Consider the following 15,028-nt stretch of genomic DNA (forward strand, 5'->3'; position numbering starts at 1 on the left):
GATGGGAGGGGGACGGGACGGGAGGGGGACGGGACGGGAGGGGACGGGACGGATCAGGCGATCGTGGCGAGGAGGGCGTCGGCGGCGAGGGTCGCGCCGGTGTCGGCGCGCGGGGTGAGGGTGCCGGCACGGTGCGCGGTGACCGTGGTCTCCATCTTCATCGCGTCGAGCACGGCCACCGGGTCTCCCTCGGCCACCGTGGCCCCGTCATCGACGAGCCAGCGGACGAGCGTGCCCGGCGCGGGGGCCCGGAGCTCGGAGGGGTCCGCCGACGGCACGGGTGCCGTGACCTCTCCCGCCGGACGGCCGATGCCCGCCAGCAGCTCCGCGGGCAGACCGAGCATCACGCGGCGGCCGTCGATCTCCACCGGGAACCGCTGCAGTCCGGAGACCGGGGCGACTGCGGGGCGTGGCTGCGCCTCCAGTGCCGGGAGCAGCATGGTCTCGATCCACTGGGTGTGCACGGCGAAGGTCGCGGTCGCGAACGCGGGGTCGTCGATGGCGCGGAGGTCGAACGGGATCACGGTCGCCGGACCCTCGACGGCGAGCTCCCGCAGGGCCCGACGCGCACGGACGAGAGCCGCGTCCCGGGTGTCCGCGTGCACGATGAGCTTCGCGATCATCGAGTCGAACGCGGGCTGCACGGTGTCTCCGGCCTCGATGCCGCTGTCCCACCGCACGCCGGGCCCCCCGGGGATGCGCAGGCCGTCCACCCGTCCGGGGCTGGGCAGGAACCCGCGGCCGGGGTCTTCGGCGTTGATGCGGAACTCGAACGCATGCCCGGTCGGCGCCGGGGTCTCGGTGAAGGACGGCCCCCCGCCGAACGCGATACGGAACTGCTCGCGGACGAGGTCGGTCCCGGTGACCTCCTCGGTCACGGGGTGCTCCACCTGCAGCCGGGTGTTCACCTCGAGGAACGAGATCGTGCCGTCCGCGGCGAGGAGGAACTCGACCGTGCCGGCGCCGCGGTACTGCACCTCGGCACAGATCGCCCGTGCCGCGTCGTGGAACGCCGTCCGCTGCGCCGCCGTGAGACCGGGCGCAGGAGCCTCCTCGATGAGCTTCTGGTTGCGGCGCTGCATCGAGCAGTCGCGGTCGCCCACGACGACCACGCCGCCGCGCCCGTCGCCGAGCACCTGCACCTCGATGTGCCGCGGACTCTCCAGGAAGCGCTCCACGAAGCACTCCCCGCGGCCGAACGCGGCGGTCGCCTCGCGGGTGGCCGCGTCGAACGCGTCGGCGACCTCCGCCAGCTCGCGGACGACCTTGAGCCCTCGGCCTCCGCCACCGAACGCGGCCTTGATCGCGATGGGCAGACCGTGCTCCTCGGCGAACGCCACCGCCTCCTGCGGCCCGGACAGCGGCTGATCCGTGCCCGCGGCGAGCGGGGCGCCGACGCGCTGCGCGATCCGGCGCGCGGTCATCTTGTCGCCGAGCGCGTCGATGCTCTCCGGCGACGGCCCGATCCAGACGAGTCCGGCGTCTTCGACGGCCCGCGCGAAGGCGGCACTCTCGGACAGGAACCCGTAGCCGGGGTGCACGGCGTCGGCGCCGCTGCGGCGGGCCGCGTCGATCAGCGCCTCGATGGACAGGTACGTCGTCGCCGCGGTGTCGCCGCCCAGGCCGATCGCCTCGTCCGCGAGCCGCGCGTGCAGGGCATCCGCGTCCTGATCGGCGTAGACGGCGACCGACGTGTAGCCGGCCTCGGCGCACGCGCGGATCACGCGGACCGCGATCTCGCCGCGGTTGGCGATCAGCACAGAGGTCATGAGGTCTCCTTGACGGTGAAGCGCACCCGCACGCCCGGCGGGAGCTGAGCGGCGAGGTCGAGGCTGCGGTCGGTGAGGGCACCGATGATGGGATAGCCGCCCGTGAGCGGATGATCGGGGAGGAAGAGCACGGGCTGGCCGTCCGGCGGCACCTGGATGGCCCCGGTCACGGCGCCTTCGCTCGGCAGCTCGCCGCCGACCGCGCGTTCCAGGGGCACGTCGCCGTGCAGGCGGATGCCCACGCGGTCGGAGCGCGGCGTGACCGTCCACTCCTGCCCGGTGAGCGCGTCGATGCCGGCAGCGGTGAACCAGTCGTCGCGGGGCCCGAGCGTGATCTCCAGCGTGACCAGCTCCCCGGCTGCGGGAAGGGGGCGGGGCACCGGATCCGGCTCCACGGCGGCCACGGCGGCAGCCCCGATCGGAAGGAGATCGCCGGCGGCCAACGGCGCGGGACCCAGCCCGGCGAGCGTGTCGGTCGCGCGGCTGTCGAGCGCCGCCGCCGGAGCGAAGCCGCCGCGGACGGCGATCACGGACCGGAGACCGCGCTCGGGAGGGCCCAGCGTGAGCTCGTCGCCGTCGACGGTCGCGAACGGCACGCCGGGGAGGAGCGTGCGCTCGATGCCGTCGGCGTCGGTGAGCGTGAGCGAGCCCGTGGCCCCGGTGACGGCGGCCACACCTGCGCCGTGGAAGCGCAGCACGGCCCCACCGACGCTCTCCAGCACAGCCGCCGCCGGCGTGTTGCCCACGGCCCGGTTCGCCGCGTGCATCGCGACCCGATCGGCGACGCCGGAGGCCGAGACGCCCAGCGCCGCGAAACCGGGGCGTCCCGCGTCCTGCACGAGGAGCTGCAGCGACGGTCGCACGACCTCGACCGCCGGACCGTCCCCGCGACGGGCGACCCGCGTCGCGTCGGCCGATGCCGGCGACGCCGCGACCGACTCCCGCTCCGCACGCACGAAGCGCACGCGGCGGCCCGGTGCGAGCAGAGCCGGCGGGTCGCGGTCGATGTCCCACATCTCCAGGGGGGTCCGGCCGATGAGCTGCCAGCCGCCGGGGCTCTCCCGCGGATACACGCCACTGAACGCCCCGGCGAGGGCGACGGAACCGGCGGGCACCCGGGTGCGGGGCGACGACCGCCGCGGCACGTCGAAGAGGGGGTCGCCGCTCACGGCATAGCCGAAGCCGGGAGCGAAGCCGGAGAAGGCCACGCGCCAGTCGGCGGCGAGGTGACGGGCCACCAGTTCCTCCGCCGAGACGTCGAGGAGCGCGGCCGCCTCGTCCAGATCCTCCCCGTCGTAGCGGACCGGGATGGTGACCTCGCCCGCGTCGGGCAGCGCCGCGGCGTCGACCTCGGTCGCGGCGAGCACCTCGGCGAGCGCAGCAGCCGAGGTGCGGTGCGGGTCGAAGCGCACGAGCACGGTACGGGCTCCGGGGATGCGCTCCCGGACACCAGGCACGTCGCTCCATGCGAGGTTCAGCCGCATGGCCTGCTCGAGGTCGTCCGCCTCGACGAGCAGCGCGCTGTCGGAGGCCGTGAGGATGCGCATCAGACCCGGTACTCCGCATCCGGCACATCGGTGACGAACATGTAGCCCGGGGCATGGGTGACGGCGAACGGCGGCTTCGACGCCATGATCGCCGCCTGCGGGGTCACGCCGCACGCCCAGAACACGGGGATCTCGCCGGGCCGGATCTCGGGGGCGTCCCCGAAGTCCGGCGCCATCACATCGGCGATACCGAGCGACGCCGGGTCGCCGATGTGCACGGGCGCACCGTGCACCGCCGGGGTGCGCCCGGAGATCTGCACGGCATCCGCCACGCGATCCGCGGGGATCGGACGCATCGAGACCACCATCTCGCCGCGCAGCCGTCCGGCCGGGGTGCAGTCCACCGCCGTGCGGTACATCGGCACGTTGCGTCCGAGCTCCTGATGACGGATCGGGATCCCGGCCTCGACGAGCCCCGTCTCGAACGTGAAGCTGCAGCCGATGAGGAAGGCGACGAGGTCGGGATGCTCGTCCCACGCCGCCGTCGCGTCGGACACCTCCTCCACGAGCTCGCCGTCCCGCCAGATGCGGTACCGCCCGATGTCGGTCCGGATATCGCTGCCCGGCGCGAGCCGCGACTCGACCTCCCCCTGCTCGATCACCTCGAGGACGGGGCAGGGCTTCGGGTTGCGCTGCGCGTAGAGGAGGGTCTCGAAGGCCCAGTCCGCGGGCACCGCGATGAGGTTCGCCTGGGTCAGCCCCGGCGCGACGCCGCTGGTCGGGACGGAGTGGCCGGCGCGGTGCGCCGCACGAGCGGCGCGGGCGTCGGCGAGCTGGGCGGGAGTCGCGAGCACGGCCATGTCAGACTCCGGCGAACGGGGCGATGGTGATGCCCTCCGCCTGCAGCAGGCGCTTCGTCTCCGCCGCCATCGCCACCGAGCCCGGGCTGTCGCCGTGCACGCAGATCGACTGCGCGGACACGGCCACGTCGGTGCCGTCGATCGCCCGGATCACGCCGTCCGCGGCCAGGCGCACCATCCGCTCGGCCACCCCGGTGGGGTCGTGCAGCACGGCCCCCTCCTCGGTGCGGGAGACGAGCTGACCGTCCGGCTGGTAGGCGCGATCGGCGAAGGCCTCCGCGGCGACCGCGAGCCCTGCTCGTTCGGCGACGTCGAGCACGACGCCGCCGGCGAGACCGAGCAGCACGAGCGAGGGGTCGATCGCCTTGATGGCCGCCACGACGTCCTTCGACTGCCGCTCGTCGCGGGCGATGGTGTTGTAGAGCGCCCCGTGCGGCTTGACGTAGGAGACCCGCCCGCCGACCGCCGCGGTGAGCCCGAGGAGCGCACCGAGCTGGTACTCCACGTGCGCCTGCAGCGTGGCCGAGTCGATGTCGACCTTCGTGCGCCCGAAGTTCTCGTAGTCGCGGTACCCGGGGTGGGCGCCGATCACGACGCCGCCGGCGACGGCCGCGGCCAGGGTCTCGCGGATCCCCTCCGGGCTGCCCGCATGGAACCCGCACGAGACGTTCGCGCTCGTGACGATCTCGAGCATGCTCGCGTCGTCGCTGACGATCCGGTCGGGGACGTTCTCGCCGAGGTCCGAGTTCAGGTCGATGGTCGCCATGTCACGCTCCGATTCCGAGGAAGGCGAAGATGGGGCCGATCGAGACGGCGCCCATGTACCAGGTGAGCGCGGTCACGACGGTGCCCGCGATGAGCAGCCACATCGGGTACTTCCGGTCGCCGAGCAGGTCGCGGCGGAACCAGCCGATGTACATGAACACCGTCAGCCCGATGGGGAGGATCAGGCCGTTGAAACCGCCGACGAAGACGAGGATCGCGGCCGGGGCCGTGCCGATCGCCAGGTAGACCCCCAGCGACACGACGATGAACGCGACGGTGGCGAGCTGCAGCGGCCAGCCCCCGCGGAGCTTGGCGGTGAAGGTCGAGAGGAAGGTCGCCGAGGTGTACGCGGCGCCGATGACCGAGCTGATCGCGGCGGCCCAGAAGATTGCGCCGAAGATCCGCAGACCGGCGTCGCCGAGCACCGCACCGAATGCCTGCCCTGCCGGGTTGGCGGCCTGCGAGGAGAGGTCGAGCGCCACGCCGGAGGCCACCACGCCGAGGATCGCGAGGAACAGCACGTAGCGCATGATGCCGGTCACGAGGATGCCGTTGGCGGCGGCGCGCATGACGGGCTTCGCGTACTGCGGGCCCACGTGGCCGGAGTCAAGGTAGCGGTGGGCGCCGGAGTAGGTGATGTAGCCGCCGACCGTGCCGCCGACGATCGTCGTGATGGTGGCGAAGTTGAGCTGGTCGGGCACGAAGGTCTGCCGCAGCGCGTCGCCGATGGGCGGCTGGGCGATGAGGGCGACGACGAGGGTCATCACGATCATGCCGACGCCGAGGATGATGAGGACGACGTCCATCACCTTGCCGGCCTTCTTCACGAGGAAGATGATGATCGCGAGGGCCGCCGTGAGCGCGCCGCCGAGCTTCGGGTCGATGCCCAGGAGGGCGTTCAGTCCGAGACCGCCGCCGGCGATGTTGCCGATGTTGAACGCGAGCCCGCCGATGACGACGAGGACGGCGATGACGTGGCCGGAGAACGGGATGGCGCTGTTGGCGAGCTCGCCGGCCCGCTTGCCGGACGAGGTGATCATGCGCCAGATGTTCAGCTGCACCGCGATGTCGACGAGGATCGACACGAGGATGGCGAACGCGAACGCGGCTCCCATCTGGGCGGTGAACGTCGCGGTCTGGGTGATGAAGCCCGGACCGATGGCGCTCGTCGCCATGAGGAAGATGGCGCCGATGACGGCACTGCGGCCGGCGCGCTTCTTCGCGTGGGTGGCGCGGGCTTCGTCCTCGGGGGTGAGGGCGGGGGCGGACTGCTCGGACATAGGGGGGGTCCCATCGTCGTTGGTGGGTGTCGGGTGACCCCCAGTGTAGAACGGACAGAACCCGATTGTTCAACAATCATGTTTCCGTCGTGCTACAGCGCGATTGCTTTTCGGTAATGATCGGCGTGATGCCGCCCTACGATGAAGGCATGAACCAGCAGGGCCCGCTCGCCGACGTGCTCCGTCAGCGCATCATCGACGGCGACGTCGCCCCGGGCTCCCGGCTGTCCGAATCGGCTCTGGCCGAGCGTTTCGACGTGTCGCGCAACACCCTGCGCGAGGCGTTCCGGGTGCTCGCGGAACAGGGGCTCGTCGCGCACATCCCGCACCGCGGCGTCTCGGTCGCCTCTCCCTCGATCGCCGACGTCATCGACATCTACCGCGCCCGCCGCGTCATCGAGTGCACGGCTCTGCGGCAGTCCGAGCCGGAGCATCCCGCCGTCCAGCGCATGACCGACGCGGTCGCCGCAGCCGAGGCCGCCGTGGCCGGGGTCTCGGCCGACGACGCGTCCGCCTGGCGCGCGGTCGGCAGCGCGAACATGGCCTTCCACGTCGCGCTGGTCGACCTCGCCGACAGCCCGCGTCTCGCCCGCACCTACCGGAACGTCGCGGCGGAGCTGCGCCTCGCGTTCCTGAAGATCGACGACCCCCGCGCCCTGCACGAGCCGTTCGTCCGGAAGAACCGCGCCGTCCTCGACACGTTCCTGACGCGGGGCGCCGAGGCCGGGGCCGCCGAGTTGGAGCGGTACCTCGTGCAGTCGGAGCGGGTCGTGCTCGGCGCGTTCGCGCGGATGCAGCTCGACTGAGCGCTGCGGCTCAGGACGCGTCGGTCCGCAGCGCCGCCGTCGCGCGGGGTCGGGGTTCGCCCCGCGGCGAGGCCGGCAGCCCAGGCAGCGCGCTGGTCGGCTCTGGGAGACCATACCGGCGGTGCAGCCAGCGCCGCGCGTCCTCGAGCGGATACGTGTCGCCGAAGACGCAGTACTTCACGAACACACCCTCGAGCGTGCTCCGGAGCATGACCTCCTCCAGCGCCGGATCCTCGGCACCGCGGGCGCGGAACACCGCGCGCACGGCATCCTCGGCGGCCGTCGCGCCGTCCGCGTAGCGCTGCTCCGACTCCGCGAACAGCCGATGCGTCAGCGGCTGCTGCTGCATGGCGAGCACCGCACGCTGCAGCGGCATCGCGAAGGCCGTGGCGCCGATCGCCCCGTCGATGATCGCGGCCAGCATCTCGTCGGGCGTGCCCTCGACCTGCGCGAAGGCCAGGACCGTCTCGAACCAGCGGTCGATCACCGCGGCGACGAGCTGGTCCTTGCCGCCGAAGTGATAGTTCACCAGCCCCTGGGCGACGCCGGCGCGACGCGTGATCTCGGCGATGCCCGCCCCGGCGACGCCGCGCTCGCTGAAGACCTCGATCGCCGCCTGGAGGATGTTCTCGCGTGCGCGCTCCCGCGCCGCACGGTTCTGCGCATCCGATCGCGCCATGCGGTGTCCACCTCCCGGGTCCTCCGGCGGAATTCCCTCACGGGCCGTCTCGGGATAGATTAATCACTGAATGCTCGTTCAATCTATGGAGGGTGCGAGCACTCGCGGCGCGGGGGTTCGCCGCAGCGGGCCACGGACGCGTCTTCCGCCGATCGAGGGGGTGGCGGAGACGCGTCCGTGGTCATCCTCGACCTCCGGCCTACGACGAGGGACCGACGACCAGGACCGGTCGTCGATCGCCGGTGCCGACGTCCGGCCGAGCCGTGGCGGCACGTTCGACGACGACCGATCCGGTCGATTCCTGACCTGAGTGCAGAAAGTGGGCGACGGGCCGTGTCGCGCCTTGACCCCGTCGAAATCGCGCGGTTAGCGTGAGCGGGCTTCGGCCCCTCGGTGGCAGCGATGCTCACCGTTCCGGCCGGAGTCCGCTCGCTCACCGGGCGCGCGGCACCGCTCAGATCGAAGAGGATCTTCCATGCGATTCACCAGAAAACTCGCGCTCGCCGCCACCGCGGCGGCCGCGCTCAGCCTCAGCGCGGTCATCCCCGCCACGGCCGCGTCCCCCGACGACTCCGCGCCCTCGTACCAGGAGTTCGCGGCATCGACCTTTCGGGACATCGACGGCGCCTACGTCGTCAACGGCGACGAGGTGATCTCGAACAAGAAGGAGCTGCGCGCGTTCTACGACCGGCTGATCGGCCCCGAGACCCGCACCGACGGCCTCATCGTCAACACGGTCAACAACGTCGTCGACAAGTGGTCGCCCGCGCAGGTCGCCAACCTCACCTACTGCGTGAGCACGAAGTTCGGCAATCGTCACGCCGATGTCGTCCGAGCGATGGAGAGCGGCGCGGCACTCTGGGAGTCCGCGTCGTCGAAGATCGACTTCCGCTACGTGAGCAGCGCCGACGCCAACTGCACCACGCGGAACAACGCCGTCGTCTTCTCCGTCGAGCCGGTGGCCACGACGCAGTACATCGCCCGCGCCTTCTTCCCCAGCACGCCGGCCCAACAGCAGAACGTCCTCATCGACGACTCGATCTGGAGCGCCGGAGCCTGGACGCCGACCAACGTCATCGGCCATGAACTCGGTCACGTCCTCGGCTTCCGCCACGAGCACACCCGCCCGGAGGCCGGCACGTGCTTCGAGGACAACAACTGGCGTCCGCTCACGCCGTACGACTCGTCGTCGATCATGCACTACCCGCAGTGCAACGGCAGCTCCGCGGATCTCTCCATGACCAGCGTCGACCGCAGCGGCGTCGTCTCGCTGTACGGGAACTGACGCTCTCGTCCCAGAGGTCCGTCATCCTCGAGGCCCGGTCGTCCGCGACCGGGCCTCACCGGTGTCCGCGGTCGGTGCGGCTCAGGCGGAACCGCGGACGACGAGCTCGGTCGGCAGGATGGTCGTCCGAGGCGGGTCCTCGCCGGCAAGCCGGGAGAGCAGCACCTGCGTCATCGCCTCGCCCTGGGCGTACATCGGCTGGCGCATGGTCGTCAGGGGCGGATCGGTCGTGAGGGCCACCGAGGAGTCGTCGAAGCCGACGAGCGCGATGTCCTCGGGTACCCGCACCCCGGCGGCGCGGAGGGCCATGAGCGCCCCGCGGGCCATGAGGTCGCTGGCGACGAAGATCGCGTCCGGTCGCCCTTCCGCGAGCAGACGGCGGGCGGCATCGGCTCCGCTCGCCTCGCTGTAGTCGCCCTCCTCCTCCGCGAAGGGCGTCAGCCCCGCGGCGGCGAGCGCGGCGCGGAACCCCTGCACGCGGTCGGTCGACGACGGCATCGTGAGCGGACCGGAGATCGTGGCGATGCGGGTGCGTCCGATGTCGACGAGGCGCTGCGTGGCCGCCCGTGCCCCGGCGACGTTGTCGACGTCGACCACGTAGTCGCCGTCGGCCCGCCGCACCGGACGGCCGCCGTAGACCACGGGGACCGCGTCGGCGATCCGGTCGACGAACGCGTCACTCGTGTGGTGCGACACGATGAGCGCGCCGTCGACGCCGCCGTTGCGCACGAAGCTCGTCATCTTGTCACCGGGATCGTCGCTCGCGATCAGCAGGTTCAGGAGGTAGTCGGAGCTGCGGAGCGCGCCGGTGATGCCGGCCACGATCGCCGCGAAGAACGGGTCGCCGAAGAAGCGGGTCGTGTCCTCAGGGACGATGAGGGCGATCGCGTGCGTCTGCCGGGAGGCGAGCGAGCGCGCGGCGCGGTTCGGGACGTAGTTGAGCTCGTCGATCGCGGCGCGCACGGCGGCGAGCGCTTCCGGGCTGACCGCGGTCGACCCGTTCACCACCCGCGACACGGTCGACCGGGACACGCCGGCGGCCGCCGCGACCTCCTCGATGGTCGCACGGGGCGACATCATCGCTTGCTCTCTTCCATCGCCCCATTCTCATCCACCCGGAGCCAGGCCGTGAAAATCCCCGCTTCGAATCGCCCGATTGGTCCCATTTCGACCGCAGATGGGACCAATCGGGCGATTCGAACGGGTCAGAGGGACCGGGCGGCGATGATCCGGGCGTACTCGCGGCCGGAGTCCTTGACCGAACGCTCCTGGGTGTCGTAGTCCACGCGGACGATCCCGAAGCGCTTGTCGTAGCCCCAGGCCCACTCGAAGTTGTCGAACAGGGACCAGTAGAAGTAGCCGCGGACGTCCACGCCGCTGTCCCTGGCGTCCAGCACGGCGTCGAGGTGCGCGCGCAGGAACGCGGTGCGGTCGGCATCGGGCACCCGGGGCTCCCCGTCCGCCACCACGACGGTGTCGTCATAGGCCGCGCCATTCTCCGTCACCGAGAGCACCACGCCCGCGGGCTCGGCGTACTCGGTCCAGAGCCGCTGCAGCAGTCGCGTCAGCCCCTCCGGCTGGACCTCCCAGCCCTGGGCGGTCCGGGGCAGACCCCGCTCGACCGCGTGGATGCCCTCGTGCGAGGGATACGGGCTCCGCGTCACATGCGCCGTCTCCGGGCCGCTGGACACCGCCGCGTCGTCGGGCCCCGTGCCGGACACGAGGTCGCCGTGGTAGTAGTTCACACCCTGGGTGTCGATGCGCTGGGCGATCGTGTCGAGGTCGCCATCGTGCACCGCCGCCTCGAATCGCGCCACGGCCTCGGGGTCCACCGCGCGGATGTCCTCCACGGTGTCGGCGGGGTAGACGCCGCGGTAGATCGGGTCGAGGAACCACCGGTTGAACTGGCCGTCCAGCCGCCGGGCGGCGTCGACATCCGCGGGGTTCTGCGGATCGGCGGGGTCGGCCACCGTGTGGTTCAGCGTGATGCCCAGGTTGAGGGACGCGTCGCGGCCGCGGAGCTCCCGCACCGTCGCACCGTGCGCGAGCAGCAGGTGGTGCGAGGCCAGCAGCCCCTCGGCGACGCTCGTGTGCCCTGGCGCGTGCTCGCCTCCGGTGTAGGAGAGGAAGGACGAGCACCACGGCTCGTTCAGGGTCGTCCACACGTTCACGCGGTCGCCGAGGGCGTCGTGCATGGTGCCCGCGTACTCCAGGAAGCGCTCGACGGAGTCGCGGTTCGTCCAGCCGCCGACCTCCTGCAGGGCCTGCGGCATGTCCCAGTGGTACAGCGTGAGCCAGGGCAGGATGTCGGCCGCGAGGAGCTCGTCGACGAGGCGGCTGTAGAAGTCGACCCCGGCCTGGTTGACCGCCCCGCCGTCGGGGCGCACGCGCGACCACGAGGTGGAGAAGCGGTACGTCTGGAGGCCGAGCTCCTTCATCAGCGCCACGTCCTGCGGATACCGGTGGTAGTGGTCGCACGCTACATCCCCGTCGTCGCCGCCGACCACGGCCCCCGGTACCCGGCAGAAGGCGTCCCAGATGGAGGCCGTCCGTCCGTCCTCGAAGGCGGCGCCCTCGATCTGGTAGGCCGCGGTCGCCGCGCCGAAGAGGAAGTCCGAGGGGAAGGCACGCGTCATAGGGGTCATCCTTTCACCGCGCCCGCCATGATGCCACTGACCAGCTGCCGCCCCGCGATCACGAAGAGCACGAGGAGCGGAAGGGTCGCGAGCACCGCGCCGGTGAGCACGATCGAGTAGTCGATGTAATAGCCGGACTGCAGCTGGCTGAGCGCCGTCTGCAGCGTCGGGTTCTGGGGGGAGAGCACGATCAGGGGCCAGAGGTAGTCGGTCCAGGCGGTCATGAACGTGAACAGTCCGAGGATCGCCATGGCCGGCCGCGCTGCGGGCACCCCGACGGTGAGGAAGGTGCGGAACTGGGCCGCGCCGTCGACCCTGGCGGCCTCGATGAGCTCGTCCGGGATCACATCCACGAGGTACTGCCGCATGAAGAACACCCCGAACGCCGTGACGAGTGTCGGCACGATCACCGCACCGATCGTCCCCGTCCAGCCGAGTTCGCGCATCAGCATGAACAGCGGGATGATGCCGAGCTGCGTGGGGATGGCCATGGTCGCGATCACGAACACCATGAGGCCGTCCCGCCCGCGGAACCGGAGCTTCGCGAACGCGTAGCCGGCAAGGGTCGAGAACGTGACGACGGAGATCGTGATGATCGTCGAGATGAGGAACGAGTTGCCGAGGGCGAGCCAGAACGGGATCGCTTCGAACACCTTCGCCGCGTTCGCAAGGAAGTTGCCGCCGGGGATGAGGGGCAGGGTCTCGCCGCGGGTCGCGTTCGTCCCGCTCGCGACGACGAACGACCACCACAGCGGGTAGGCACCGCCGATGACGAAGGCCGCGAGGAGCCCGTAGGTGAGGAAGCCCGGGCGGCTGCCGAGGCCGGCGCTCCCGCTCGCGGTGCCGCGCCGGCGGCGGATCCGCTCCGGCACGCTGAGGGCCTGGGTGGCGGTCATCGCGCCTCCTCCTTCCCGGTCGGGCGGATGCGGCGTCGGGCCGCGCGGTTCTTCGGGGCGTCTCCGGTGGCGATGCGCCGGGAGATCAGGAAGTTGATGAGGCCGATCGCGACGATCAGCAGGAAGAGCAGGATCGCGACGGCCGAGGCCTCACCCAGGTTCCGGCGGAAGAACGCCAGCTCCCAGAGGAACAGCACGGTGGTCTGGAACTGCCGGTCGCTGCCGCCGATGCCGCCCGCGGTGGAGACGTCGAACAGCCGCGGTTCGGCGAAAATCTGCAGGCCGCCAATGGTCGCCGTGATGATGACGAAGATCAGCGTGGGACGGATGGTGGGGATCGTGATGGCGAAGAACCGCCGCACCGCCCCGGCACCGTCGAGTGCGGCCGATTCGTAGAGGTCGCGGGGCACGGCCTGCATCGCGGCGAGGAGGATGAGGGCGTTGTAGCCGGTCCAGCGGAAGTTCACCATGACGGCGATCGCGATGTGCGACAGGACCGTGTCGTGCTTCCACTGCTGATCGGCGATGCCGACGAGGTTGAGGAGGTTGTTGGCCAGACCGTCCGCCTCGTTGAAGATGCTGGAGAAGATGATCGCCACGGCGACCGGGGTGACCACGAACGGGATGAGGACGCTCATCCGCCAGAACGTCGGCGTCCGCAGTCCGCGGTCCAGCAGGTACGCGATCACCAGGGCGACGGCGAGCTGCGGGATGGCGGAGAGCAGGAAGATGCTCAGCGTGTTCCGGATGGAGTTCCAGAACATGCCGTCGCCGAGGATCGCCGCGAAGTTGCCGAAGCCGACGAACGGTCCCTCGCCCTTCAGCAGGTCCCACTCGTGGACCGCGACCCACACCGTGTACAGCAGCGGGAAGAGGCCGATGAGCCCGAAGAGGAGGAAGAACGGGGAGATGTAGAAGTACGGCGAGGCGCGGTGGTCGAAACGGGAGACGCGGGTGCGCCAGGAGCGTCGCGGCGGAGCGTCCGCCGCGGCGGGGGCGGCGGCCTGCGGCTTCGCCGGCGGGGCGGTGAGGGTCATGGGCGTGTCCTTAGCCGGGCTTCGACAGGCTCAGCCACCCATCCGGGTCGCTGAGCAGCCACCGTGGGTCGCGGAGCAACCACCGTGGGTCGCTGAGCAACCACCGTGGGTCGCTGAGCCTGTCGAAGCGTGATCATCAGCCGACGAGGTCGTTCAGCAGGCCGATCGCCTGGTCCCAGGCGCCCTGCGTGTCGGTCTCGCCGCGGTCGAGCGCGCTCAGCGCCGGCCCGAAGACGTTCTCCTGGATCACCGAGTCATCGGCGCCCTTGAACTGCGCGACGACGCCCTTGGCACGCTCGGCGAGGATGGCACCGGTCGGCGCGTCGTTGAAGAACTCGTTGGGCGTGGCCTCCTCGGCGAGGGACTCCTGCGCCTTGATGGTCGACGGGAAGTTGCCCGCGGCGGCGGACTGCTTCACCTGCTGCTCGGGCTGCGTCAGCCAGTCGGCGAGCTCGGCTGCGGCCTTCTTGTGCTCCGACGACTCCGGGATGGAGAGGAACGCGCCGCCCCAGTTGGCCGCACCGCCGGGGAAGACATCGGCGAAGTCCCAGCCCGTCGACGCGTCTCCGCCGCCGGCCTCGACCTGGCCCTGCACGACGCCGAGCATCCAGCCGGGGCAGACGAAGGTGGCGAAGGTACCGTCGACGAACGACTTGCCGCCGTTCCAGTCCCATGCGGTCTGTGCCGCGGACTGGCCGCCCTCGGTCGCGGCGCCGAGGAGCTCGAAGCGCTCCTGGAGCTCGTCGTTGCCCTCGACGTTCAGCTCGCCGTCGGCGGTGTAGTAGCCCTCGTCGAGCTGGTTCACCATGGCGTTCCAGACGAAGCCGGAGTGGTCGTACCAGGCCTTGCCGGTCTTGGCCGTGTAGTCGGCGCCGACTTGGAAGTAGTTCTCCCAGTCGCCGTTCAGCAGCTCGGCGACCGACTCGCGGTCGCTGGGCAGGCCGGCGGCCTCGAACGCGGCGCCGTTGTAGCAGATGCCGCTCGGGCCGATGTCGGTGCCGTAGCCGATGACGCGGCCCTCGGCGTCGGTCGCCTGGCCGTACTTCCAGTCGACCCAGTCGTCCTTGCGGTCCTCGATGCCGTAGTCGCGCAGATCGACGAAGGTGTCCGAGACGTCCATGATGGCGCCGAGCCAGCCCTCCTCGATCGCGACGATGTCGCTGAGTCCGGAGCCGGCGGCGATCTTGGTGAAGGCGTCGGTGCGGGCGTTGCCACCGGTGTCGATGTTGGTCGCCTCGATCGTCACGTTCGGGTGCGCCTTCTCGTACTCCTCGTAGAGATCGTCGTAGCCGAAGGTGCCGAAGGTGGTCACGGTCAGTGTGACCTTCTCGTCGGCGCTGGCGCCGGAGTCGCCGTCGCCGCCGGTGCTGCCGGAGCAGCCGGCCAGGGCGAGAGCGGAGACGGATGCCACGGCGGCTGTCGCCAGGATCCGGGTGCGGGCACGTGAGTTCACGGTTCACTCCTTTGTGGGTTCGTGCGGGTGGTGGTGCATGGGGGCTTGTGGGAGCGCTCCCACAAGGTTGTCGTG

The 15,028-nt window shown here is 71.1% G+C and carries 13 protein-coding genes; 2 read left to right on the plus strand and 11 right to left on the minus strand.

Features of this window, described 5'->3' with window-relative positions; genetic code table 11:
* Nucleotides 1-53: 53 nt before the first annotated feature.
* From AUV07_RS00890 to AUV07_RS00910, 5 genes are read right to left on the minus strand one after another with little or no spacing between them, the layout of a single operon-like run.
* Complete coding sequence (locus AUV07_RS00890) at nt 54-1,769, minus strand: acetyl/propionyl/methylcrotonyl-CoA carboxylase subunit alpha (protein ID WP_062633047.1); 1,716 nt, start codon at nt 1,767-1,769, stop codon at nt 54-56.
* Nucleotides 1,766-3,316 (minus strand): urea amidolyase family protein, encoded by a 1,551-nt coding sequence (locus AUV07_RS00895; RefSeq protein WP_062633049.1) that lies wholly within the window; start codon nt 3,314-3,316, stop codon nt 1,766-1,768. Before AUV07_RS00895 ends, AUV07_RS00890 begins: the two co-directional genes overlap by 4 nt.
* Nucleotides 3,316-4,116: a putative hydro-lyase gene (locus AUV07_RS00900; protein ID WP_062633051.1), complete on the minus strand. Its 801-nt coding sequence runs from the start codon at nt 4,114-4,116 to the stop codon at nt 3,316-3,318. The genes AUV07_RS00895 and AUV07_RS00900 overlap by 1 nt, the downstream gene beginning before the upstream one ends.
* Before the next feature lies 1 nt (nt 4,117).
* Nucleotides 4,118-4,882 carry a LamB/YcsF family protein gene (locus AUV07_RS00905; RefSeq protein WP_062633053.1) on the minus strand — a complete coding sequence of 255 codons (765 nt, stop codon included), beginning with the start codon at nt 4,880-4,882 and terminating at the stop codon, nt 4,118-4,120.
* 1 nt (nt 4,883) lies between these two features.
* A complete protein-coding gene (locus AUV07_RS00910) occupies nt 4,884-6,161 on the minus strand; it encodes an NRAMP family divalent metal transporter (RefSeq protein ID WP_062633055.1) in 1,278 nt (425 codons plus the stop codon).
* 149 nt (nt 6,162-6,310) lie between these two features.
* Here AUV07_RS00910 and AUV07_RS00915 point away from each other — a divergent pair, with 149 nt between their 5' ends.
* Complete coding sequence (locus tag AUV07_RS00915; protein WP_062633358.1) at nt 6,311-6,967, plus strand: GntR family transcriptional regulator; 657 nt, start codon at nt 6,311-6,313, stop codon at nt 6,965-6,967.
* Nucleotides 6,968-6,977: 10 nt separating this feature from the next.
* Here AUV07_RS00915 and AUV07_RS00920 read toward each other — a convergent pair whose 3' ends face one another.
* The gene (locus AUV07_RS00920; RefSeq protein WP_062633057.1) at nt 6,978-7,646 is read right to left on the minus strand and encodes a TetR/AcrR family transcriptional regulator; all 669 of its coding nucleotides are present in this window, start codon (nt 7,644-7,646) and stop codon (nt 6,978-6,980) included.
* Nucleotides 7,647-8,121: 475 nt separating this feature from the next.
* Here AUV07_RS00920 and AUV07_RS00925 point away from each other — a divergent pair, with 475 nt between their 5' ends.
* The gene (locus AUV07_RS00925; protein WP_062633059.1) at nt 8,122-8,931 is read left to right on the plus strand and encodes a M57 family metalloprotease; all 810 of its coding nucleotides are present in this window, start codon (nt 8,122-8,124) and stop codon (nt 8,929-8,931) included.
* An 81-nt stretch (nt 8,932-9,012) separates the two neighbouring features.
* On the opposite strand, the gene AUV07_RS00930 is transcribed toward AUV07_RS00925, so the two are convergent.
* The 5 genes from AUV07_RS00930 to AUV07_RS00950 form a co-directional block, all read right to left on the minus strand.
* The gene (locus AUV07_RS00930) at nt 9,013-10,008 is read right to left on the minus strand and encodes a LacI family DNA-binding transcriptional regulator (protein WP_062633359.1); all 996 of its coding nucleotides are present in this window, start codon (nt 10,006-10,008) and stop codon (nt 9,013-9,015) included.
* A 128-nt stretch (nt 10,009-10,136) separates the two neighbouring features.
* Nucleotides 10,137-11,567, minus strand: a complete 1,431-nt coding sequence (locus AUV07_RS00935) for a GH1 family beta-glucosidase (protein WP_197462086.1) — start codon at nt 11,565-11,567, stop codon at nt 10,137-10,139.
* A gap of 5 nt (nt 11,568-11,572) precedes the next feature.
* The gene (locus AUV07_RS00940; RefSeq protein ID WP_062633063.1) at nt 11,573-12,463 is read right to left on the minus strand and encodes a carbohydrate ABC transporter permease; all 891 of its coding nucleotides are present in this window, start codon (nt 12,461-12,463) and stop codon (nt 11,573-11,575) included.
* On the minus strand, nt 12,460-13,500 hold the full coding sequence (locus tag AUV07_RS00945) for a carbohydrate ABC transporter permease (protein WP_062633065.1): 1,041 nt from the start codon (nt 13,498-13,500) through the stop codon (nt 12,460-12,462). The genes AUV07_RS00940 and AUV07_RS00945 overlap by 4 nt, the downstream gene beginning before the upstream one ends.
* Before the next feature lie 136 nt (nt 13,501-13,636).
* Nucleotides 13,637-14,953 (minus strand): ABC transporter substrate-binding protein, encoded by a 1,317-nt coding sequence (locus tag AUV07_RS00950; RefSeq protein ID WP_062633081.1) that lies wholly within the window; start codon nt 14,951-14,953, stop codon nt 13,637-13,639.
* Between the last annotated feature and the right edge of the window lie 75 nt (nt 14,954-15,028).

The organism is Microbacterium sp. CH1, assembly GCF_001595495.1.
In the GTDB taxonomy this organism is placed as follows: Bacteria; Actinomycetota; Actinomycetes; order Actinomycetales; family Microbacteriaceae; genus Microbacterium.